We start from the raw sequence: 22,804 nt of genomic DNA, 5'->3' as shown, positions 1-22,804 counted from the left end.
GGGCGGGCTCGGGCTCGGCCGGGGCGGGAGCCTCGGCGTCGCTCTCGGCGTCCACCGACGGGGTCGCATCGTCAGTGGCCTCGGTCTCGGCGGCCTGGACCTCGGGGGCCTCCTCGGCGGGAGCCTCGGGCTCGGACGCCGACGCGGCTCCGGAGCCGTCTCCGATGCGCACCAGCTCGGCGCCGACCTCGACGGTCTCGTCCTCCTGGACGAGGATCTCCTCGATCACTCCCGCGACGGGCGACGGGATCTCGGTGTCGACCTTGTCGGTCGAGACCTCGAGCAGGGGCTCGTCCACCTCGACGCGGTCCCCGACGTTCTTCAGCCAGCGGGTGACCGTTCCTTCCGTGACACTCTCTCCGAGTGCCGGGAGGCTGACGGATTCGCTCATGAGCCTGTCTCCTTAAGACGCTTGTGTTTCGATGTCCAGCTTACTGATGCGGAAGCGGCGGATCGCCGCACCGCAGTGGTTCTACAGGGCGTGCAACGGCTTCCCCGCCAGAGCGAGGTGCGCCTCGCCGAGCGCCTCGTTCTGAGTGGGGTGCGCGTGCACGAGGGGCGCGACGTCCTCGGGGTGCGCCTCCCAGTTCACGATGAGCTGAGCCTCGCCGATCAGCTCGCCGACGCGGGCTCCGACCATGTGCACGCCGACGACGGGGCCGTCGACCAGGCGCACGACCTTCACGGAGCCGGTGGTCCCGATGATCGTGCTCCGGGCGTTGCCGCCGAGGCCGTAGTCGTACACGGCGACGCGCTCGGCGCCGTACTCGGCGATCGCGCGGGCCTCGCCGAGGCCGACGGAGGCCACTTCGGGGTCGCTGTAGGTCACCTTCGGGACGTTGACGTCCGAGACGACCTGCGGGCCCAGACCGGCGATCTCCTCCGCGACGAAGATCCCCTGCTGGAAGCTCCGGTGCGCGAGCTGGAGCCCCGGCACGATGTCGCCCACGGCGTACACGCCGGGGACGGAGGTCTGCAGGCGCTCGTCGGTCAGCACGTAGCCGCGGTCGAGGCGGACCCCGGCCTCCTCGAGGCCGATGCCCGCGGTCACCGGGCCGCGGCCGACGGCGACCAGCAGGATCTCGCCCTCCACCGTGGCGCCGCTCTCGAGCGACACGGAGACGCCGCCCTCGCTCTGCGAGACCGACGCGATGCGAGATCCCAGCTGGAAGGCGATGCCCCGCTTGCGGAAGGCGCGCTCCAGCTGCTTGCTGACGCTCTCGTCCTCGCTGGGGACGAGGTGGGGGAGGGCCTCGACGATCGTGACCTCGGCGCCGAACGAGCGCCAGACGCTCGCGAACTCGACGCCGATCACTCCGCCGCCCAGGACGACGACGCTCGCGGGCACGTGGTCGAGCTCGAGAGCCTGGTCGCTCGTCAGGATGCGGCCGCCGATCTCGATCCCGGGGAGGGTGCGGGAGGCGGACCCGGTGGCGACGACGACCGACGCGCCGTGGAGCACGTGCTCACCGACCGTCACGGTGCCAGGCGCGGTGAGGCGGCCCTCGCCCGTGACGACCGTGATGCCGCGCGAGGACACGAGGCTCTGGAGCCCCTTGTACTTGCCGGCGACGACGCCTTCGCGGTAGCGCGTGACGCCCGCCATGTCGATCCCGGTGAAGCTCGAGAGCACGCCGTACTTCTCTCCCTCGCGGGCGCCGTCCGCCAGCTCGGCGGCGTGCAGCAGGGCCTTGGTGGGCACGCACCCGCGGTGCAGGCAGGTGCCGCCGAGCTTGTCGCGCTCCACGAGCGCGACGCTCATCCCGAGCTGCGTCGCCCGGAGGGCCGCCGCGTACCCGCCGCTGCCACCTCCGAGCACGACCAGGTCGTAGCGCTCTTCCGACACCCAGTGACTCCCTCGCGACGTGCGGTCCCGCTTCCCGGCCGACCGGCTCCGGCGCTGAGCGCCGAGCGGATCGGGAGGGGGGACGAGGCGGGATCTCCCGCCCCGTCGACCCTACTACGCGCTCGCGAAGCCCTCGGCCAGAGCGATCAGCGCGCGCACCGAGACCCCCGTGGCGCCGGCTCCGGTGAAGCCGTAGCCGCCGCCACCATTGCTCGAGGGGCCGGCGATGTCGAGGTGCGCCCACGGGATCGTGGTCGCGTCCTCGCCCTCGCCGCGCTTCCCGACGAACTCGCGGAGGAAGTGGCCGGCGAGGAGCATGCCGCCGGCGGTGTTGCCCGGCTTGACGTTCGCGATGTCGGCGATGTCCGAGTTGAGCAGCGGTCGCAGCTCCGCGGGGAGGGGCATCTGCCAGAAGGGCTCTCCCGCCGCGCGGGCGGCGTCGAGCACGCGGGAGACCAGCTCGTCGTCGCCCAGAGCGCCGACGGTCCGGTTGCCGAGGGCGACCACGGAGGCGCCGGTCAGCGTCGCGACGTCGATGATCGCATCGGGCTGCTCCTCGCTGGCGGCGACGAGGCCGTCGGCGAGCACCAGCCGGCCCTCGGCGTCGGTGTTCAGCACCTCCACCGTGGTCCCGCCGCGCACGGTGAGCACGTCGTCCGGGCGGATCGCGGTCCCGGAGGGGAGGTTCTCGGCGATGCAGAGCCAGGCGGTCGCGCGGAGCGGGAGGCCGAGCTCCGCGATGGCGCGCACGACGGCGTACACGGTCGCCGCGCCCGCCATGTCGGTCTTCATCCCGATCATCGAGGCCGGCGGCTTGAGCGAGAGTCCGCCGCTGTCGAAGGTGATGCCCTTGCCGACCAGGGCGAGGTGGGTGCTCGCGCCCTCGGGCGCGTAGGCGACCTTCACGAGGCGGGGCGGGCGGGAGGAGCCGCTGCCGACTCCGAGGATGCCGCCGAACCCCTCCTCCGCGAGGGCCTCCTCGTCCCAGACGGTGACCTCGAGCGGCAGTCCCTCGGCGCCGGTCTGCACGGCCTCGGCCAGCGTCTGCGGGTAGAGGTGCGACGGGGGAGTGTTGACGAGGTCCTTCACCGTGCCGACCGCGCGGCCGAGCACGAGCGCCCGGTCCAGGACGGCGGGGTCGGCCGACTCGCCGCCGCCCAGCAGGACGACGTGCTCGACGGGCGCCTTCGCCGCGGCGGCGGTGCTGCCGCGGAAGGCGGTGAAGGAGTAGGAGCCGAGCGCGGCGCCCTCGGCGACCGCGGCGAGCGTGCCGTCGGAGCCGGCCGGGAGGGAGAGGGCGACGGAGGCGGACCCCGCGAGCAGGCGGACGGCGGCGCCCGCGGCGTTCCGCAGCGCGGTGTCGTCGGGCTCCGCCGAGCCGAGTCCGACGAGGACGATCACTCCGGCACGGACCGAGGACGGCACGCGCACGAGCGTCTCGGCGGTGCCGGTCGCGCCGAGCGCGGTCAGCGCGGGGGCCAGCTCCTCGAAGCCCTCCGCGCCGACGAGCCGGGGACCATCGGGTCCCGGGGCGACGCCGAGGACGAGGGCGTCGGTGTCGATGTCGGAGGCGGGAACGGTCGAGTACTCGAGAGAGGAGAGGGGCATGGCGGCAATGCTAGGCGCTGTTCGCTGAGGGCTCAGCGGAGCCGGACGGGGCGCCGGGACCCCCGTTTAGACTGGACGCATGCTGGATCCGGAAGACCTGTTCGAGATCGAGGGCGACCTCTCCGAGATCCCGCGCGGGCTGCACCTCGTCGCGGGCCTGACCGGCTCGGCCGACGCCGGGGGAGCGGTGGGGCAGCTGGGGGAGTACCTCTTCGAGACCCTCGAGCACCGCGAGGTCGCGGTGTTCGACCAGGATCAGCTGCTCGACTACCGGGCCCGCCGCCCCATCATCACGTTCGACCAGGACCACCTGACGGACTACCGTCCTGCGATGCTCCGGCTCTCGCTCGCGCACGACGAGCTGCACCAGCCGTTCCTCCTGCTCACCGGCTTCGAGCCGGACTTCCAGTGGGAGCGGTTCACCCGCGCGGTGGTCTCCCTCCTCGAGCGGCTCGACGTCGCCTCGACCACGTGGGTCCAGGCGATCCCGATGCCCGTGCCGCACACCCGGCCCGTCGGCGTCACCGTGAGCGGGAACCGCGAGGACCTGATCGAGGCGATGTCGGTCTGGAAGCCGCACACGCAGGTGCCCTCGAACGTCCTCCACCTGCTCGAGCTGCGCCTCTACGAGCGCGGTCTGACCGTGGTCGGCTTCGCGCTGCTCATCCCCCACTACCTGTCGGACACCGAGTACCCGCAGGCGGCGGTCGCTGCGCTCGAGAGCATCTCGGCGTCGACCGGCCTCATCTTCCCGACGGACCGCCTGCGCGAGAGCGGGCGGGAGTTCCTCGGCAAGGTCGACGAGCAGGTCGGCGGCAACGACGAGCTGCAGAAGCTGGTCTCGGCCCTCGAGGCGCGGCACGACACCTACATGGAGGGGACGAGCCTCCGCTCGCCGCTCACCGACGAGGACGGCTTCGTGCCCAGCGCCGACGCGATCGCCGCCGAGCTCGAGAAGTTCCTCGCGATCCGCCGCCCGGGCGAGGAGCCCACCGCCTCCTGAGCGGCCGTAGGATCGGACGAGTGCGTGATCGTCGAGCCTGGTTCGTCTTCGGTGCCGGAGCGTTCGCCTACCTCGTCGCGGTCCTGGACCGCACGACGCTGGGCGTCGCAGGAGTGGACGCCGCGGAGCGGTTCGGGGTGGCCGCCGCCGTCCTCTCGTCGCTCGCCGTCGTCCAGCTGATCGTCTACGCCGGGATGCAGATCCCGGTCGGGATCCTCATCGACCGGTTCGGCCCGCGGACCCTGATCCTCTCGGGCACGGCCCTGATGATGGCGGGCCAGGTCGTGGTCGCGATCGCGCCGGGCATCGGCGTCGCGATCGTCGGGCGGATCCTGCTGGGAGCGGGGGACGCCGCGATCTTCACCTCCGTGATCCGCCTCACGGTCACCTGGTTCAGCGGACCGATCGTGCCGCAGCTCTCGCAGTGGATCGGCAACATCGGCCAGGTGGGCCAGATCCTCTCCGCACTCCCGTTCGCGGCGATCCTCCACACGTTCGGCTGGGAGCCCGCGTTCCTCAGCGCCGCCGGCCTCGGGGCCGTGTCCTTCCTCGGCGTGCTCCTCCTGGTCGCCGACGTCCCGCCGCGCACCGAGCCGATCACGGTGGTGCCTCCGACGCTCCGGGCGACGATCGCGCAGCTCGGAGTGAGCCTGCGCCGGCCGGGGACGCAGCTCGGCTTCTGGTCGCACTTCGTCACGCAGTCCTCCGGCACGGTGTTCACGCTGCTCTGGGGCTACCCCTTCCTCGTCTACGCGATCGGCCTGCCGCCGACCGTCGCCGCGCCGACCCTCACGATCGTCGTGATCGCGGGGATCGTCGTCGGGCCGGTGCTCGGCGTCCTGACCGCCCGCCACCCCATGCGCCGCAGCAACCTCGTGCTCGGGATCGTCTCGGCGATGGCGGTCGCCTGGACCGTCGTGCTGCTCTGGCCCGGCGTCCCGCCGTACTGGCTCGTGGTGCTGCTCCTGATCGTCGTCGGAGCGGGCGGCCCCGGCTCCATGATCGGGTTCGACTTCGCCCGCACGTTCAACCCCTCGCGGAGCCTCGGCGCGGCGAACGGAGTCGTCAACGTGGGCGGGTTCCTGGCCAGCTTCACGATGATGTTCGCGATCGGCCTGATCCTCGACGCACTGGCCGGTCCCGGTGCCTCCTCCGAGCAGACCTACTCGCTCGAGCACTTCCGCCTGGCGTGGTGCGTGCAGTACGTGGTGGTCGGCGCCGGAGTCGTCGGACTCCTCGTCGCGCGCCGCCGGACCCGCCGCCGCCTGGCCGAGGACGAGGGAATAACCGTGGCCCCTCTCTGGGTTGCACTGAGTGACCGGATGCGCCGCGGCCGCGCGGGGCGCTGACGGTCGTCCCCGTCGATCCGCCCTTCTGCAGACGCGATGTCCCAGCGGAACGGCCCGGATCCCGCCGGATCGAGCCCCACTCGCACCGCACCGCACGGCTGCACTACTCAGACGTGCAATAATTGTCAATAGGACCCGTTCGGGTCGAGGAGCACCAGGCCCACGTCGGGCGTGCGACGTCCTCGACTTGACATGGGTCCTCGTAATGCCCACCGACGGACGACGCCCTCCCGCGCCGCCCGCCCCCGGGACGCAACGGATGGAGAGGTGCCGCCATGGCCACCAGAGCTACCAAGACCGCAACGCTCGACGCCGTCGACGACGACGTGACGACGACCACCAAGAAGCCCGCGACGCGCAAGCCCGCGGCGAAGACCACGGCGGCCAAGACCACCGCGGCCAAGACGACCCGCTCGCGCGCCACGACCAAGGCCGCCGCTCCTGCCGACACCGAGGAGGAGCCGACCGACGCCGTCGAGCCCGACGAGGCAGCGGAGGAGGAGACCGAGGTCGTCGCCGAGGACACCGAGACCGACGCCAAGGACGACGCGGAGACGCCGGAGGCCCCGGCCGCCGCTGCCGTCGCCGCTCCGGCCGAGCCGCTCCCGAGCGGTGCGCTCGTCCTGTCGTTCGGCGGAGAGGACGACGAGGTCCCGGTCTACTCGACCGCGATCACCGGTGCCACCGCCGACCCGGTCAAGGACTACCTGAAGCAGATCGGCAAGGTCGCGCTCCTGAACGCGGCCGAGGAGGTCGAGCTCGCGATGCGCATCGAGGCCGGCCTGTTCGCCGAGGACAAGCTCGCCAACTCGACCGACCTCAGCCCGGAGCTCGTCCGCGAGCTGCGCTGGGTCGCGAAGGACGGCCAGCGCGCGAAGAGCCACCTGCTCGGAGCGAACCTCCGGCTCGTCGTCAGCCTCGCGAAGCGCTACACCGGTCGCGGGATGCAGTTCCTCGACCTCATCCAGGAGGGCAACCTGGGCCTCATCCGTGCGGTCGAGAAGTTCGACTACACCAAGGGCTTCAAGTTCTCGACCTACGCCACGTGGTGGATTCGCCAGGCGATCACCCGCGCGATGGCCGACCAGGCCCGCACCATCCGCATCCCGGTGCACATGGTCGAGGTCATCAACAAGCTGGCCCGCGTGCAGCGCCAGATGCTCCAGGACCTCGGCCGCGAGCCCACGCCCGAGGAGCTCTCGCGCGAGCTCGACATGACCCCCGAGAAGGTCATCGAGGTGCAGAAGTACGGGCGCGAGCCGATCTCGCTGCACACGCCCCTGGGCGAGGACGGCGACAGCGAGTTCGGCGACCTCATCGAGGACACCGAGGCGGTCGTCCCGGCCGACGCCGTGGGCTTCACCATGCTGCAGAAGCAGCTGGAGTCGCTGCTCGACTCGCTCTCGGAGCGCGAGGCCGGCGTGATCCGCATGCGCTTCGGCCTCGGCGACGGCATGCCGAAGACGCTCGACCAGATCGGCGACACCTTCGGCGTGACGCGCGAGCGCATCCGCCAGATCGAGTCCAAGACGATGGCCAAGCTCCGCCACCCGTCCCGCTCGCAGTCGCTCCGCGACTACCTCGAGTAGGCCGGTGATTCGCTACGCGCCGGCGGTCCTCCTCGGGAGGGCCGCCCGGTTCGCCGCGCGGGTCCGGAAGCCCGGCGGGGGATCCGCCGTGCCCGGACTCGTGGTGAACCGCGTCGCGCCCGGATTCCTGCCCGCGGTGCTCGACGGGTTCCGGGACGGCCTCGTGGTCGTCACGGGATCGGCGGGCAAGTCGACCACGACCAAGATGCTGGTCGCGGTGCTCCGCGCGCACGGGCTCCGGGTCTTCACCAACCCGTCGACGGCCAACATCGCCCAGGGGCTGACCTCCGCGCTCCTGGAGAGGGCGGACCTCCGCGGGCGGATCGACGCGGACATCGCCGTCCTCGAGATGGACGAGGGTCACGGCGCGCGCCTCGCGCCCCGGATGCGCCCCCGCGTCGTCCTGCTGACGAACGTGGTGGTCGACCAGATCGACCGCTTCTTCGATCCGGCCATGGTCGCCCGGATGCTCGGCACCATCGCCTCCCGCGCGACCGGTCCCGTCGTGCTGAACGCCGACGACCGCCACGTCGCCGATGTCGCGACCTCCCTCCCCTACGAGCGGATCCGCTGGTACGGCGTCTCCTCCTCCGTCCGCGACTCCGCGTCCGGCGGTCTCGGCTACGCCGCAGAGGCGGAGGCCGGGACCGACCGTGCGACCACCGTCGTCGAGAGCACGACGGGAGCGGCCGCGCGCATCATCAGCGACGGCGACCCGCTCGAGGTCCGGCTCCCCGCGCGGGGCGTCCACTACGCGGTGGACGCCGCGGCGGCCGTCTCCACGGCCCGCGCCGTGCTCGCTGAGCGCTTCGACCCGGCCCTCGCCGCCTCCGCGCTCTCGAGCATCGACCCCGTCTTCGGGCGGGGCGAGATCGTCACCGTGCGCGGCCACGAGGTCGAGTTCGTCCTGGTCCAGAACCCGGCGAGCTACCGCCTGAACATCGCGGAGATCCCCGAGGGGACCGAGCAGATCATGCTCGCGATCGGCTCCGACGTCCGAGACCCTTCCTACTTCTGGCCCGTGGACACCTCCGTGCTCGGGCACGTCAGAGTCGTCTCGGGGTCGAAGGCGCACGAGGCGGCGCTGCACCTGCGCTACGACGGCGTCCGCGTCGACTCCGTCGACGAGGACCTGGGCCGCGCGCTCGACGCGTTCCTCGCTCTGCCGACCCCCGCCTCCGGCCGGAAGACCATCGTCTTCTCGGCCGATTCGATGCGCCGCACCCGTGCGCACCTGCAGCTCGTCACCAACCGCGAGGAGACCGCGTGACCACCCTCCGCATCGCCGTGCTCGCTCCCGACGTCCTGGACAGCAACGGCGACGCGGCGAACGCCCGGGTCCTCGCGGCTCGGGCGCGCTGGGCGGGGGTCGAGGCGGAGGTGGTGCCGCTGGCGGCCGCCTCCGACGCCGAGGTCCGTCCGGACGTCCTGGTCGCCGGGACGGGAGCGGACGAGGACCTCCCGGGCGTCCTGGCCCTCCTCCACGAGATCGCGCCGACGCTGCGGGCCTGGGTAGACCAGGGCACCCAGGTGGTCGCGGTCGGGGCAGGCTGGGAGATGCTGGCCGGTTCGATCAGCACGGCCGCGGGCGGCGCCCGGGGGATCGGGCTGTTCCCCGGAGACTCGGTCACGGGCGAGCGCGCGACCGACGACCTCCTCGTCGAGACGCCGGGCGGCGTCCTCGTCGGCTTCGAGAACCACGAGAGCCGGATGACCGGGATCGCGCCCGAGCACGCGCTCGGCCGAGTGCTGCACGGCACCGGCGACGGCGCCGGCCACGAGGGCTACGCGGTGGGAGGCCTTCTGGGAACGCACCTGCACGGCCCCGTCCTCGCGAAGAACCCGTCGCTCGCGGACGCGATCCTGCGGCGCGCCCTCGGCGACGCCTACTCCCCGTCGGACGAGCGTCTCCGCCTGGTCGATGAAACGGCACGAGCCGCTCGCGAAGTGATCGCGAAGCGGCTCGGTGCCGGTCGGTAGGGCGCTGACGCGCCGTCCGGGCTGATCGGGGACGCGCTAGGGGCGCTGCTCCTCGAAGAGTCGGGCGGACTCGTCGTGCCAGCTCTGGGCGATGCTGGAGAGCTTCTCCTGGTACTTCTTCCCGTGGTGTGCGCAGAACAGCAGTTCTCCGTTGTTCACGACCACTCGGATGTACGCCTGGGCACCGCAGCTGTCGCAGCGGTCGGCGGCGGAGAGCTGGTGGGCACCGGCGAGCTCGTCCACGCCGTTCTGGGTTGCTGTGGTCGACATGACTTGGCCTCCTGCACTCGGTCTTCGATCTCTGCTTAGTGGAACCCATCCAAGCACGCGATTGTTTCCGCACGGAGTCGATCGGTCGGCATTTCGCTCTGCGCGTAGGGGCCCCGCGCCGAGCGGCCATCGTGCTGTCGCCGGGTGCCGCGCCACCGCGGCCGGAGCGGTTCCCGAAAGTAGACTGGGCGGATGGCCTCCACCGACTACAACGCCCGTCACCTCTCCGTCCTCGAGGGTCTCGAGGCGGTCCGGAAGCGGCCCGGCATGTACATCGGATCGACCGACTCGCGCGGCCTCATGCACTGCCTCTGGGAGGTCATCGACAACTCCGTCGACGAGGCGCTGGCCGGGCACGGGACCGAGATCAGCGTGCTCCTGCACGCCGACGGCAGCGTCGAGGTGCGCGACCGCGCGCGCGGGATCCCGGTCGACATCGAGCCGAAGACGGGGCTCTCCGGAGTCGAGGTCGTGTTCACGAAGCTGCACGCGGGCGGCAAGTTCGGCTCCGGATCCTACGCGGCGTCCGGCGGTCTGCACGGCGTCGGCGCCTCCGTGGTCAACGCGCTCTCGGAGCGCCTGGACGTCGAGGTCGACCGCAACGGCCGCACCTACCGGATGTCGTTCCACCGGGGGGAGCCCGGGCGCTTCGCCGACGCGGGCGAGCCCACCCCCGACGCTCCGTTCACGCCGTTCGAGAACGGGTCCGAGCTGACGGTCGTCGGGAAGGTCGCCAAGGGCGTCACCGGAACGCGCGTGCGCTACTGGGCCGACCGCCAGATCTTCACGAAGGGCGCCTCGTTCCAGACGGACGACCTGGTGACGCGCGCCCGGCAGACCGCGTTCCTCGTCCCCGGCCTGACGATCGACATCGTCGACGACCGGGCGGACGAGCGCCGCGCCGAGATGTTCCGCTACGACGGCGGCATCTCGGAGTTCGTCGAGTTCCTCGCCCCCGACGCCCCCGTGACCGAGGTGCTGCGCCTCACCGGCTCCGGCACCTTCACCGAGACCGTGCCGGTGCTGACCCCCGGCGGCGCCATGGTGCCCACCGAGGTGGAGCGCACCTGCGAGGTCGACATCGCCCTGCGCTGGGGCACCGGCTACGAGACGGTGATGCGCAGCTTCGTGAACATCATCTCGACGCCCAAGGGCGGGACGCACCAGACCGGCTTCGAGCAGGGCCTGCTGAAGCTGCTCCGCTCCCAGGTGGAGGCGAACGCCCGCCGCCTCAAGGTCGGCTCGGACAAGCTCGAGAAGGACGACGTCCTCGCCGGGCTCAGCGCCGTGCTGACCGTGCGGCTCCCGGAGCCGCAGTTCGAAGGCCAGACGAAGGAGGTGCTGGGCACGCCCGCCGTCCGCGCGATCGTCGCCTCCACCATCGCCTCGACGCTGGGCGCGGTGTTCTCCTCGACGCGCCGCGAGGACAAGGCGCAGACCTCCCAGCTCCTCGAGAAGGTCGTCGCCGAGATGAAGTCGCGGATCTCGGCCCGCGCGCACAAGGAGACCCAGCGCCGCAAGAACGCGCTGGAGTCCTCCTCCCTTCCGGCGAAGCTGGTCGACTGCCGCAGCAGCGACGTCGAGAACAGCGAGCTCTTCATCGTCGAGGGTGACTCCGCCCTCGGCACCGCCAAGCTCGCCCGCAACAGCGAGTACCAGGCCCTGCTGCCGATCCGGGGGAAGATCCTCAACACGCAGAAGGCGAGCATCGCCGACATGCTCTCGAACGCCGAGTGCGCCTCGATGATCCAGGTGATCGGAGCCGGCTCCGGCCGCTCCTTCGACCTCTCGGCCGCCCGCTACGGGAAGATCATCCTGATGAGCGACGCCGACGTCGACGGCGCCCACATCCGCACCCTGCTGCTCACGCTCTTCTTCCGCTACATGCGGCCGCTCGTCGAGGCGGGGCGCGTCTTCGCCGCCGTGCCTCCGCTGCACCGGCTCGTGGTGATGAACGCGGGGAAGAAGCCGAACGAGACGATCTACACCTACTCGGAGAAGGAGCTGCAGAGCGTCCTCGCGGCCCTCGGCAAGGCGGGCCGCCGCTACCAGGACCCGATCCAGCGCTACAAGGGGCTCGGCGAGATGGACGCGGACCAGCTGGCCACGACGACCATGGACCGCTCCCGCCGCACCCTCCGCCGGGTGCGGGTCGCCGACGCCGAGAACGCCGGCCGGGTGTTCGAGCTGCTGATGGGCAACGACGTGGCGCCCCGCAAGGAGTTCATCGTCCGCGGGTCCGAGTCGCTGTCGCGGGACCGCATCGACGTCTGAGCCGCGGGGCTCAGAACACCTCGGGCGCCGCTCCGATCGTCGCGATCGGCGCCGCGAGCGCCACGCCGGAGCCGTCGCGCTTCATCCCGGAGTCGGGCAGCGCGGCCACCGAGCCGTCGGCCTCGAGGGCGTGCGCGGGACCGGGGCCGACCCACGCCACTCCGAGGGCGGTCTCTCCCTTGAGGAAGCGCTGCGCGCGGACTCCGCCGGTGGCCCTGCCCTTGGCGGGGAACTCCGAGAACGGCGAGACCTTCGCACTGCCGGTGTCGGTCCCCGAGAGGGCCCAGCTGTCGACGGCGACCGTCGCGACGACGGCCTCGTCCCGGTCCTCGGCGGCGACGACGGCGAAGTGCACGACGTCGTCGGTCTCGGCCAGCTTGACCCCGGCCATCCCCGCGGCGGTCCGGCCCTGAGGGCGGACGGCGGACGCGGGGAAGCGCAGCAGCTGGGCCTCGCCGGTGACGAAGACCAGCTCGTCCTCCTCCGCCGACGCGGCCGCGCCCACGACGGCGTCCTTCGGCTTCAGGGCGATGAGCTCGATGTCCGGGCGGTTGGGCAGCTCGCCCGGCGCGACGCGCTTGACGACGCCCTGCTGGGTGCCGAGCGCGATCGGCCGCTCGTCGTCGAGGGCGACGAGCGCGAGCACCCGCTCGTCCTTCGCCAGGTGCGGGAGGTAGTCGCTCATGCGCACGCCCGCGCCCAGCTGCACCGAGGAGGAGGGGACGGCGGGCACGTCGACCGGCGAGAAGCGGAGGAGCCGACCGGCGCTGGTGACCGCGCCGATCTCCGTCCGGCTGGTCGTGTCGAGCACGCTGAGGACGGCGTCGTGCTTCGAGCGGCGCGTGGCGCGCTCGGGGTGGGGAGCGGCCTCGGGGTCGCGGTCGACCCGCACCATGCGGCCGGTGGTGCTCAGCAGCACCCGGCAGGGCACGTCCGCGATCTCGAGCACCGCGGCGGCCTTCCGCCCGGTGGTGGCGACGGAGGGGCGCGCCTCGGTGAGCAGGGTGCGCCGCGGGGTCCCGAGGCGCTGGGCGACCTCGTCGAGCTCGTCCGAGACCAGCTCGTCGATCCGTGATCGGCTGGCGAGGAGGGCCTCGAGCGCGGCGATCTCGGCGAGGAGGGTGTCGCGCTCGGTCTCGAGCTCGATGCGCGAGAACTTCGTGAGGCGGCGGAGCTGGAGCTCGAGGATGTAGTCGGCCTGCAGGGTGCTGAGGTCGAAGACCTCGATCAGCCGGGCCCGCGCCGCCGCGGTGTCGTCGCTCCCGCGGATCAGCTGGATGACCTCGTCGATGTCGAGGATCGCGATGAGCAGGCCCTCGACCAGGTGCAGCCGCTCCTGGCGCTTGCGCAGTCGGTAGCGGGTCCGCCGGGTGACGACCTGCACCCGGTGGCCGATGTAGACCTGCAGCAGCTCCTTCAGGCCGAGGGTGCGCGGGCCGCCGTCGACCAGCGCGACGTTGTTGATCGAGAACGCGTCCTCGAGGGGCGTGTAGCGGTAGAGCTGCTCGAGGACGGCCTCCGGGCTGAAGCCGGTCTTGATCCCGATGACGAGCCGGAGGCCGTTGTCCCGGTCCGTCAGGTCGGTGACGTCCGAGATGCCGCTGAGCTTCTTGTTCTGGACGCCGTCCTTGATCTTGTCGATGACCTTCTCGGCGCCGACGAGGTAGGGCAGCTCGGTGACGACCAGGCCGGACTTGCGCGCGGTGATGCTCTCGACCGAGACGCGCGCGCGGGTCTTGAAGCCGCCCCGGCCGGTCGCGTAGGCGTCGCGCACGCCGGCGAGGCCGACGATCGTGCCACCGCTCGGGAAGTCCGGTCCCGGGACGAACGACATCAGGTCGTCCAGGGACGCGTCGGGATGGGCGATCAGGTGCCGGGCCGCCCCGATCACCTCCACGAGGTTGTGGGGCGCCATGTTCGTCGCCATGCCGACGGCGATGCCGCTGGCCCCGTTGACCAGCAGGTTCGGGAACGCGGAGGGGAGGACCTCGGGCTGGTCGTGCGAGTTGTCGTAGTTCGGGACGAAGTCGACGACGTCCTCGCCGAGGTGCTCGGTCATGGCCGTGGCGGCCGGGGCGAGGCGGGCCTCGGTGTAGCGGGCCGCGGCCGGGCCGTCGTCGAGGGAGCCGAAGTTGCCGTGCCCGTCGACGAGGGCGACCCTCATCGTGAACGGCTGGGCGAGGCGGACGAGCGAGTCGTAGATCGAGGCGTCGCCGTGCGGGTGCAGCTTGCCCATCACCTCGCCGACCACGCGGGCCGACTTCACGTGGCCGTGATCGGGCCGCAGCCCCATCTCGCTCATCATGTAGAGGATCCGGCGCTGCACCGGCTTGAGGCCGTCGCGGGCGTCGGGCAGGGCCCGCGAGTAGATGACCGAGTACGCGTACTCGAGGAAGGACCCCTCCATCTCGGCCGAGACGTCGACGTCCTCGATGCGCTCGGTGAGCGAGGATCCGGAGGAGGGGGCTGCAGCGTTCATGACTCGATTCGGTGGCGGGCGCGGGGCGGCGGCGGGGGACTGCACCGCCCTGCGGCGCTCGACGGGACGGGCGGAGCGGAGACGGCGCCTCGCGGACGGGACCGGCCCTCCCGTTCACGCGGACGCTCCGCCGCACCGGCCCGGCGGGGACGGCGGCGCTGTGCGAAACTGGGCGCGATGACCCACATGCTACCGCCAGCCCCCGACGGGCGGCGGAGCCTCGCCGACGTCCTGCCGGGCGCCCTCGACGCGCTCCTGGGCCGCCCCGGCCTCTTCGGCTCGCCCCGCGTCGAGCGGATCGTGGTCGTCCTCGTCGACGGCCTGGGTGCCGCGAACCTCCGCCAGCGCGGGGGCCACTCGCGCACGCTCGCTCCGGCCCTCAACCGCGGCACCACGCTCGTCTCGGGCTTCCCGACGACAACCGCGGCGGCCCTGGCGAGCCTGACGACGGGCCTGCGCCCGGGCGGGCACGGGATGGTCGGCTACCGCGTGCTCGACCGCGCCTCCGACCGCCTGGTCAACCAGCTCTCCGGCTGGGACGAGGGCATGGTGCCCGAGACGTGGCAGCCCCACCCCACGGTCTTCGAGCACGCCTCGGCCGCCGGTGTCCGGGCCGGAGTGATCGGCCCCGCGCGGTACGCCCGCTCCGGTCTCACGCGGGCGATCCTGCGCGGCGCCGAGTACCACTCCGCCGGCGGCGTCGCCGAGCGCTTCACGGCGGCACGCGCCCTGCTCGACGAGGGCGGCCGGCAGCTCGTGTACCTCTACGTCCCCGAGCTCGACCAGGCGGCGCACGCGCGCGGCTGGGAGTCGCCGGAGTGGACGGCAGCGCTCGAGCTCCTGGACGGGGAGGTCGGCGGAGCGGTCCGCGGGCTCTCCGCCCGCGAGAGCGTGCTGGTCACCGCCGACCACGGCATCGTGGACGTCCCGGCGTCCTCGCACGTGCTCGTCGAGCGGGGACCGCTGCTCGAGGGCGTCCGGCACCTCGGCGGAGAGCCCCGCTGCCTGCAGCTGCACCTCGAGCCGGGTGTGGACCCCGACGAGGTGGCGCGGCGCTGGACCGAGGCGGAGGGCGCACGCGCCTGGATCGCGACGCGCGACGAGGTCGCCGCGAGCGGCTGGTTCGGCGAGGTCTCTCCGGCGGCGGCCGAGCGGATGGGCGACGTGTTCGTCGCGGCGCGGAGGACCATCGCCTATTACGCGGCGGACGACTCCTCCGGCCGCTCCATGATCGGGCAGCACGGGTCGCTCACGCCGGAGGAGACGCAGGTGCCGCTCCTCCGCTTCGGCGCGCTGGCCTGAGCCGGGCCGAGGGGACGGGGGGGGCACCGTCCACCCCGGCGGAGCCGCGCCGGCGGAGGGTCAGTCGTCGCTGCGCGCTCCGAAGACGATCTCGTCCCAGCTCGGCATCGACGCCCGCCCCCTGCGGAGGCTCCCGCGCACGCCCGACGGCTGCTCGGGGACCGGGGGAGCGGTGCGCGGCGGCTCCGGTGCCTTCTCGACGGGAGGAGCGGCCTCGGCCTCGGGCTCCGGCTCCTCGCGGACGCGGAGACTCGAGGCGTGATCGCGCTCGCCCCGGCGGCGCCGCAGGGCGTCGAGCAGGTCGGCGGTGTCGTTGAGGTTGCGCTCGCGCTGCTCCGTCGTGCTCGTGACGGGGCGGGGGAGCGTCGAGATCGGGCGCGGGGTCTCGGAGAGGGCCGGCTGCGGCTCCGTGTCGGAGGGGCGGACGGCGGCCGGCCGCGCGTGCGGCATCGCGGCGGGGCGGCCGGCGGTGGGGTGGTCGGCCCGGGCGGAGCGGCTCGGCGCCTCCGCGGACTCCGTGTCGAAGCGCGTGGCGAGCTCGTCGACGGCTGCGGGGATGACGGCGCGCAGGCGCGGGATGAGGGTCGGCCGGATCTCGCCCTGCTGCGAGAGCGTGATCGCCTCGGAGGTCAGCGGCGACAGCAGCGCCTTCCGCGGGTCGAAGCGCCAGCGGGCGTCGTGGTCGATCTCGTCCGAGCGGAAGAGGAGCTTGACGACCCAGCCCTCCTCCTCCTTCCAGCTCGACCACTGCTCGCCCTCGGCGCCGAGCGACGCGAGGCGGTCGCGGATGACGTCGCCGAAGGGCGTGCCCTCCTCGAGGGGATCGGGGTCGGTGGTCGTGTAGACGCGCACGGCGAGGGCGGACGCGACGATGTGCTCGCGCTCGGCCGTGACGGGTCCCTCGAAGCGCTGGACGTAGCCCAGGTCGGCGCCCGTGAGCTCGGCGACCTCCTCGGCGGAGAGCCCGGTGCGGATGTGGGCCTGGATCTCACGGGGGGAGACGCGCTTCTCGCGCGGCGGGAGGGTGTGGACCCGCGGCCGCAGCTGGCTCTGCAGCGTCTCGTCGATGCGGACCGAGAAGCGCTCGCCGCCCTCGGACACGAGGACGAGCGATCCGCCCTCGACGCCGATCACCTTCAGTTCCATCATCGTGGGGACCCTCCTTCTGGACGCGGACCGGGCAAGGATGCCACGCGCCCGGGCGATCGGCTGGGAATACCCCGGGCGGGTCGAAAGTTGGTGCGGAAGGAGGCGGGGCGAGCGGGTGTCAAGAGCCGTTCGAGGTGGTTTGCGAATCGATGCGTCGTGATGCACACTGACCCCGCCGATTTGTTGAACAGCAGAAATAAGAAGTGGATGGGAATGGCTACGGACTACGACGCCCCCCGCAAGACCGATGACGACTCCGAGTCGATCGAGGCCCTGAAGGAGCGAGTCCCCGACAAGATGTCCGGAGTCGTCGACGTCGATGACGCCGACAACCCGGGCGGATTCGAACTGCCCGGTGCCGATCTGTCCGACCTCGATCTGGACGTCGTGGTCCTTCCGCCCCAGGCGGACGAGTTCACGTGCGTGAGCTGCTTCCTCGTGAAGCACCGCTCGCAGATCGACCACGAGGAGAAGCTCGGACCGATCTGCCTGGAGTGCGCCGCTTAAGCGCCTCCCGGCTCCGAAGGACGACCGCTCCGTCGCCGTGATCCCCGGATCGCGGCGACGATGTCGTCCGGGCGGCGAGTGGAGACCAGCCAGTACGGCGTCGGGTCGGCCGGATCCTCGATCGGGACCCGCACCACCTCCTTCACCCAGCCGCGGATGACCAGGTACGCCCGCGCGTCCAAGCGCGTCCCGCGCTCGGCGAACGCCTGGTCCCCCGAGTAGGAGGACGGCTCGCCCACGAGGTCCAGCGGGATGTGCGCGCGGCCGGCGCGCAGCTCCCCCTCCGCCACCTCGATCACGGGGGAGAGCGCCAGCAGCGACAGCACGCAGCCCGCGTACAGAACGACCGCGACGATCACCCCCACCGCGAAGTCGATGGGCGCGAACACCAGGATGCTGGCGGGGATCACGAGGGCGGTGGCGACGAAGAGCCAGGGCGCGGGCCACAGCCTCTCTCGGTAGGACGGCATGACCCTATTGGATCAGACGTTTGGTCTACCCTCGTCACGTGCCTGCAACCGTCGACGTCCCGATCACCGCGGACCGGCTCCCCTCCTACGCCCGTCCGGGCGACGCGGGAGCCGATCTCCACTCGACGGAGGACGTGGTGCTCGCCCCCGGTGAGCGCGCCTCCGTCGGCACCGGGGTGGCCGTCGCCCTCCCGGAGGGCCACGCCGGCTTCGTCGTCCCCCGCAGCGGGCTGGCCTTCAGGCACGGCATCACCGTCGTCAACGCCCCCGGAACGATCGACGCGGGCTACCGCGGCGAGATCCGGGTGGCGCTGCTGAACACCGACGGCCGCGAGACGTACCGCGTCTCGGCGGGGGACCGGATCGCGCAGCTCGTGATCGTCCCCGTCGTCCAGGCGAGGTTCACGGCCGTCGACGAGCTTCCCGAGTCGGTCCGCGGCACGGGCGGCTTCGGATCCACCGGGTACGCCGCCGGCGCCCAGGAGACCAGAATCCACGAGGAGAGCGCATGAGCGACATCCAGCCCACGGCCGGCGAGGCCGCCGAGCCCGTCCAGCAGGACTTCGAGAAGTCGGCGCCGGAGGACCGCGCGGAGGCCGGGCCCCTGGACGAGCGCGAGGCCAACCCGGTCCGCCCCTACATCGACCTCGGCGGGGTGAAGGTGCTTCCCCGCGAGGGCATGCACATCCGCCTCGAGGTCGAGGAGGGGACCAAGCGCGTCATCGCCGTCGGCCTCGACTACGCCGGGTCGACGCTGCAGGTGCAGCCCTTCTCCGCGCCGCGCTCCTCGGGCCTCTGGCACGAGATCCGCGGCCAGATCGCCGAGCAGATCGGCCGTCAGGGCGGATCGACGACGGAGCGCGACGGCGTCTTCGGTCCGGAGCTCGTCGCCGAGCTCCCGATCGCCGGCGGCCAGACCCGCGTCGCCCGGTTCGTCGGCGTCGACGGTCCGCGCTGGTTCCTCCGCGGCGTGATCGCCGGAGCCGGAGCCGTCGACGAGCAGGCGGCCGCCTCGGTCGAGGAGCTCTTCCGCAGCATCGTCGTGGTCCGCGGCAGCGGCCCGATGCCTCCGCGCGACCTGATCCCGCTGAAGGTGCCGACCGGCAGCCAGACCCAGCAGAGCGCGAGCTGACCGGCATGGAGCCGGTGCGGCCCGAGGACCCGGCCCGATCGGAGGAGCCGGTCCGGCCCGAGGTGGGCGACGCGATCGCGCAGGCCGCCCGCCGCTCGGGACTCGGCGCGGTCGCCGACGGCGAGCCGTTCGACGGGAAGGCGCTGCTGCGCACCATGGGCGGCGTCCGGGGGATCCTCGAGGCCGTCGTGCCCGGCATAGCCTTCGTCCTGCTCTACACGGTCACCTCGGAGCTCGTGCTCTCGCTGGTCGCATCCGTCGGGCTCGCCGTGGCGTTCACGGTGGCGCGGGTGCTCGGCCGGACGCCGGTGATCCAGGCCGTCGGCGGACTGCTCGCCGTGGTGGTCTCGGCCGCACTGGCGATGTTCACCGGGCGGGGCGTCGACAACTTCGCCCTGGGGCTGCTCACCAATCTCGTCTACGGGCTCGTCTTCCTCCTCTCCGTCCTCGTGCGCTGGCCCCTGATCGGCGTCGCCGCCGGCTTCCTGATGGGGGACGGCACCGCCTGGCGATCCGATCGGCGCAAGCGCCGCCTCTTCGGCGCCCTGACCCTCGCGTGGGCGGGGCTCTTCCTCCTGCGCCTGGCCGTGCAGTACCCGCTGTTCCTCGCCGAGGACACCACGGCGCTGGGCATCTGGAAGCTGGCGCTGGGCCTGCCCCTGTACGCGCCGCTGCTGGTGCTCACCGTGCTCGCCGTCCGGGCCGAGTACCGCGGAGCCGGCGAGCGCGCCGATGCGGGCGATGCTCCGGATCGTGCGTAGAATTGTCTCGACGTCGAGATAAATAGCGCTCGCCTCCCCGCACCGTCGCGGCGAGGTCGACCGGGCGCGTCGGCGTCGAGGAGTTAGGTCCTCCTTGGTGGCAGGCCGCTGTGCGCGGTCGTCAAGATGAGGACGGAGAGCGGCTCCGCCCGTCGGCGGACGCTGCAGTCAGCGAAGGAGAGGGCGACGTGTCCGCGGTAGACAGCTTTGGATCGAAAGACACCCTGAAGGTCGGCTCGACCGACTACGAGGTGTTCCGCATCGACCGGGTCCCCGGTCACGAGAAGCTCCCGTTCAGCCTCAAGGTGCTGCTCGAGAACCTCCTGCGCACGGAGGACGGCGCGAACATCACCGCCGACCACATCCGCGCCCTCGGCGAGTGGGTCCCGGAGTCGGAGCCCGACACCGAGATCCAGTTCACGCCGGCCCGCGTGGTCATGCAGGACTTCACCGGCGTGCCCTGCATCGTCGACCTCGCCACCATGCGCGAGGCCGTCGCTGCCCTGGGCGGCGACGCGAACCGGATCAACCCGCTCGCGCCCGCCGAGATGGTGATCGACCACTCCGTCATCGCCGACCTCTTCGGCACCGAGGACGCGCTCGAGCGCAACGTCGAGCTCGAGTACGAGCGCAACGGCGAGCGGTACCAGTTCCTCCGCTGGGGCCAGACCGCCTTCGACGACTTCAAGGTCGTCCCGCCCGGAACCGGCATCGTGCACCAGGTCAACATCGAGTACCTGGCCCGCGTCACCATGACCCGCGAGGTGGGCGGTGCGCTGCGCGCCTACCCCGACACCTGCGTCGGCACCGACTCGCACACGACGATGGTCAACGGCCTCGGCGTGCTCGGCTGGGGCGTCGGCGGCATCGAGGCCGAGGCCGCGATGCTCGGCCAGCCCGTCTCGATGCTCATCCCGAAGGTCGTCGGCTTCAAGCTCACCGGCTCGATCCCGACCGGCGTGACCGCGACGGACGTCGTGCTCACCATCACGCAGATGCTGCGCAAGCACGGCGTGGTCGGCAAGTTCGTCGAGTTCTACGGGGCCGGCGTCGCCGCGGTGCCGCTCGCGAACCGCGCCACCATCGGCAACATGAGCCCCGAGTTCGGCTCCACCGCCGCGATGTTCCCCATCGACGACGTGACCCTCGACTACCTGCGCCTCACCGGCCGCAGCGACGAGCAGATCGCCCTCGTCGAGCAGTACTCCAAGCTGCAGAAGCTCTGGCACGACCCCGCGGTCGAGCCGGTCTTCAGCGAGTACCTCGAGCTCGACCTCGGCACCGTCGTCCCCTCGATCGCCGGCCCGAAGCGCCCGCAGGACCGGATCGAGCTCTCGTCCGCCAAGACGCAGTTCGAGTCGGATCTCACCAACTACGCGGACGTCTCGCACGACATCGTCGACCTGACCATCGCGGAGTCGTTCCCCGCCTCCGACCCCGGAGAGCTGCAGCCGCAGGACGAGCACAGCAGCCACGAGCACACCCACCGCTCGCACGCGCCGGCGACCGCCTCCAAGCCGACCACGGTCGAGCTCGGCGAGGGCGGGACCTTCACGATCGATCACGGCGCCGTCGCGATCGCGGCGATCACCTCGTGCACCAACACGTCGAACCCGTCCGTCATGCTCGCGGCCGGCCTGCTGGCCCGCAACGCAGCGCAGAAGGGCCTGAAGGCCAAGCCGTGGGTCAAGACCACGCTGGCGCCCGGGTCGAAGGTCGTCACCGACTACTACGAGAAGGCCGGCCTGACCGAGTCGCTCGAGGCGCTCGGCTTTTACACGGTCGGCTACGGCTGCACGACCTGCATCGGCAACTCCGGCCCGCTGCTCGAGGAGATCTCGGCCGCGGTGCAGGACAACGACCTCGCCGTGACCGCCGTGCTCTCGGGCAACCGCAACTTCGAGGGCCGCATCAACCCGGACGTGAAGATGAACTACCTGGCGAGCCCCCCGCTCGTCATCGCCTACGCGCTCGCCGGCTCGATGAACTTCGACTTCGAGGTCGACGCGCTCGGCACCGACTCCGACGGCAACGATGTGTTCCTCAAGGACATCTGGCCCGACGCGGCCGAGGTGCAGGCGACGATCGACTCGTCGATCGACAAGTCGATGTTCGACACGCAGTACGCGGGCGTGTTCGACGGCGACGAGCGCTGGCGCGCGCTGCAGACCCCCGAGGGCTCGATCTTCGAGTGGGACGAGTCGTCGACCTACGTGCGGAAGCCCCCGTACTTCGACGGCATGACGATGGAGACGACCCCGGTCACCGACATCGCCGGTGCCCGCGTGCTCGCCAAGCTCGGCGACTCCGTCACGACCGACCACATCAGCCCCGCCGGCTCGATCAAGGCCGACAGCCCCGCCGGCCGCTACCTCGACGAGCACGGCATCGACCGCAAGGACTACAACTCCTACGGCTCGCGCCGCGGCAACCACGAGGTGATGATCCGCGGCACGTTCGCGAACATCCGCCTGCGCAACCAGCTGCTCGACGGCGTGGAGGGCGGCTACACCCGCGACTTCACCCAGCCGGACGCCCCGCAGTCGTTCATCTACGACGCGTCGCAGAACTACCAGGCCGAGGGCACCCCGCTCGTCATCCTGGGCGGCAAGGAGTACGGCTCCGGCTCGTCGCGCGACTGGGCGGCCAAGGGCACGAGCCTGCTGGGCGTCAAGGCGGTCATCGTCGAGAGCTTCGAGCGGATCCACCGCTCGAACCTCATCGGCATGGGCGTCGTCCCGCTGCAGTTCCCCGCGGGCGAGAGCTGGGAGTCGCTGGGCCTCGACGGCACCGAGTCGATCAGCATCTCGGGCATCGAGGAGCTGAACGAGGGCGTCACCCCCAAGACGGTCCACGTCGTCGCCGAGCCGACCGAGCACTCGGCCGAGGGCAAGCAGACCGTCGAGTTCGACGCGGTCGTCCGCATCGACACCCCCGGTGAGGCGGACTACTACCGCAACGGCGGCATCCTGCAGTACGTGCTGCGCTCGCTCGTCTAGATCAGCCGCAGAGCGTGTGCGCCTTCCCTGCGGGGGAGGCGCACACGCGTTCCCGGGGGCCCCGTGCGTAGACTCGGGAGACGTCC

At 71.9% G+C, this 22,804-nt stretch carries 19 protein-coding genes; 12 read left to right on the top strand and 7 right to left on the bottom strand.

The window, feature by feature from the left end; genetic code table 11:
• The 3 genes from C5B95_RS05925 to C5B95_RS05915 all read right to left on the bottom strand — a co-directional run.
• The coding region (locus tag C5B95_RS05925; protein ID WP_308471271.1) for a biotin/lipoyl-containing protein at window positions 1-391 on the bottom strand (391 nt) is incomplete at its 3' end.
• A gap of 81 nt (window positions 392-472) precedes the next feature.
• Window positions 473-1,846, bottom strand: coding sequence for a dihydrolipoyl dehydrogenase (gene lpdA, locus C5B95_RS05920; protein ID WP_104348684.1), 1,374 nt, complete (start codon window positions 1,844-1,846; stop codon window positions 473-475).
• Between the two features lie 114 nt (window positions 1,847-1,960).
• Entirely contained in the window at window positions 1,961-3,454 is a 1,494-nt protein-coding gene (locus tag C5B95_RS05915; RefSeq protein ID WP_104348683.1) for a leucyl aminopeptidase, read from the bottom strand.
• 79 nt (window positions 3,455-3,533) lie between these two features.
• Here C5B95_RS05915 and C5B95_RS05910 point away from each other — a divergent pair, with 79 nt between their 5' ends.
• The 5 genes from C5B95_RS05910 (at window position 3,534) to C5B95_RS05890 (ending at window position 9,375) form a co-directional block, all read left to right on the top strand.
• Window positions 3,534-4,457: a proteasome assembly chaperone family protein gene (locus C5B95_RS05910; RefSeq protein ID WP_104238748.1), complete on the top strand. Its 924-nt coding sequence runs from the start codon at window positions 3,534-3,536 to the stop codon at window positions 4,455-4,457.
• 20 nt (window positions 4,458-4,477) lie between these two features.
• Window positions 4,478-5,806, top strand: coding sequence for a nitrate/nitrite transporter (locus C5B95_RS05905; RefSeq protein WP_104338501.1), 1,329 nt, complete (start codon window positions 4,478-4,480; stop codon window positions 5,804-5,806).
• A gap of 275 nt (window positions 5,807-6,081) precedes the next feature.
• The gene (locus tag C5B95_RS05900; RefSeq protein ID WP_104222118.1) at window positions 6,082-7,395 is read left to right on the top strand and encodes an RNA polymerase sigma factor; all 1,314 of its coding nucleotides are present in this window, start codon (window positions 6,082-6,084) and stop codon (window positions 7,393-7,395) included.
• A gap of 88 nt (window positions 7,396-7,483) precedes the next feature.
• Complete coding sequence (locus C5B95_RS05895; RefSeq protein ID WP_146076494.1) at window positions 7,484-8,665, top strand: Mur ligase family protein; 1,182 nt, start codon at window positions 7,484-7,486, stop codon at window positions 8,663-8,665.
• Complete coding sequence (locus C5B95_RS05890; RefSeq protein WP_146076493.1) at window positions 8,662-9,375, top strand: type 1 glutamine amidotransferase; 714 nt, start codon at window positions 8,662-8,664, stop codon at window positions 9,373-9,375. Before C5B95_RS05895 ends, C5B95_RS05890 begins: the two co-directional genes overlap by 4 nt.
• A gap of 36 nt (window positions 9,376-9,411) precedes the next feature.
• On the opposite strand, the gene C5B95_RS05885 is transcribed toward C5B95_RS05890, so the two are convergent.
• Window positions 9,412-9,645: a hypothetical protein gene (locus C5B95_RS05885; RefSeq protein ID WP_068212876.1), complete on the bottom strand. Its 234-nt coding sequence runs from the start codon at window positions 9,643-9,645 to the stop codon at window positions 9,412-9,414.
• A gap of 192 nt (window positions 9,646-9,837) precedes the next feature.
• On the opposite strand from C5B95_RS05885, the gene C5B95_RS05880 reads away from it, so the two are divergent.
• A complete protein-coding gene (locus C5B95_RS05880; RefSeq protein WP_104225230.1) occupies window positions 9,838-11,919 on the top strand; it encodes a type IIA DNA topoisomerase subunit B in 2,082 nt (693 codons plus the stop codon).
• 10 nt (window positions 11,920-11,929) lie between these two features.
• On the opposite strand, the gene C5B95_RS05875 is transcribed toward C5B95_RS05880, so the two are convergent.
• Window positions 11,930-14,398 carry a DNA topoisomerase (ATP-hydrolyzing) subunit A gene (locus C5B95_RS05875; RefSeq protein ID WP_104267887.1) on the bottom strand — a complete coding sequence of 823 codons (2,469 nt, stop codon included), beginning with the start codon at window positions 14,396-14,398 and terminating at the stop codon, window positions 11,930-11,932.
• 177 nt (window positions 14,399-14,575) lie between these two features.
• Between C5B95_RS05875 and C5B95_RS05870 the strand changes: the two genes are divergently transcribed.
• The gene (locus tag C5B95_RS05870; RefSeq protein ID WP_258059830.1) at window positions 14,576-15,700 is read left to right on the top strand and encodes an alkaline phosphatase family protein; all 1,125 of its coding nucleotides are present in this window, start codon (window positions 14,576-14,578) and stop codon (window positions 15,698-15,700) included.
• Between the two features lie 60 nt (window positions 15,701-15,760).
• Here the strand turns inward: C5B95_RS05870 and sepH are convergent, their stop codons facing one another.
• Window positions 15,761-16,849, bottom strand: a complete 1,089-nt coding sequence (gene sepH, locus C5B95_RS05865) for a septation protein SepH (protein ID WP_104348680.1) — start codon at window positions 16,847-16,849, stop codon at window positions 15,761-15,763.
• Between the two features lie 213 nt (window positions 16,850-17,062).
• Here sepH and C5B95_RS05860 point away from each other — a divergent pair, with 213 nt between their 5' ends.
• Window positions 17,063-17,356 carry a DUF4193 domain-containing protein gene (locus C5B95_RS05860; RefSeq protein WP_055792269.1) on the top strand — a complete coding sequence of 98 codons (294 nt, stop codon included), beginning with the start codon at window positions 17,063-17,065 and terminating at the stop codon, window positions 17,354-17,356.
• Here the strand turns inward: C5B95_RS05860 and C5B95_RS05855 are convergent.
• Window positions 17,353-17,826, bottom strand: a complete 474-nt coding sequence (locus C5B95_RS05855; protein ID WP_104222107.1) for a DUF3093 domain-containing protein — start codon at window positions 17,824-17,826, stop codon at window positions 17,353-17,355. The two genes, C5B95_RS05860 and C5B95_RS05855, sit on opposite strands and share 4 nt — an antisense overlap.
• Before the next feature lie 38 nt (window positions 17,827-17,864).
• Between C5B95_RS05855 and dut the strand changes: the two genes are divergently transcribed.
• The 4 genes from dut to acnA all read left to right on the top strand — a co-directional run bounded on the left by dut (window position 17,865) and on the right by acnA (window position 22,718).
• Window positions 17,865-18,338, top strand: a complete 474-nt coding sequence (gene dut, locus C5B95_RS05850) for a dUTP diphosphatase (RefSeq protein ID WP_104267884.1) — start codon at window positions 17,865-17,867, stop codon at window positions 18,336-18,338.
• Entirely contained in the window at window positions 18,335-18,958 is a 624-nt protein-coding gene (locus C5B95_RS05845) for a DUF3710 domain-containing protein (RefSeq protein WP_104248032.1), read from the top strand. The genes dut and C5B95_RS05845 overlap by 4 nt, the downstream gene beginning before the upstream one ends.
• 5 nt (window positions 18,959-18,963) lie before the next feature.
• Window positions 18,964-19,719, top strand: coding sequence for a DUF3159 domain-containing protein (locus C5B95_RS05840; RefSeq protein ID WP_104348679.1), 756 nt, complete (start codon window positions 18,964-18,966; stop codon window positions 19,717-19,719).
• A gap of 188 nt (window positions 19,720-19,907) precedes the next feature.
• Window positions 19,908-22,718 (top strand): aconitate hydratase AcnA, encoded by a 2,811-nt coding sequence (acnA, locus tag C5B95_RS05835; protein ID WP_104267882.1) that lies wholly within the window; start codon window positions 19,908-19,910, stop codon window positions 22,716-22,718.
• Window positions 22,719-22,804 lie beyond the last annotated feature (86 nt).

The sequence above is a fragment of the Rathayibacter sp. AY1A7 genome (genome assembly GCF_002930845.1).
Classification (GTDB): Bacteria; Actinomycetota; Actinomycetes; order Actinomycetales; family Microbacteriaceae; genus Rathayibacter.
Note: the sequence above shows the minus strand (reverse complement) of the source record. Positions and strands in the feature narration are given on the sequence as shown.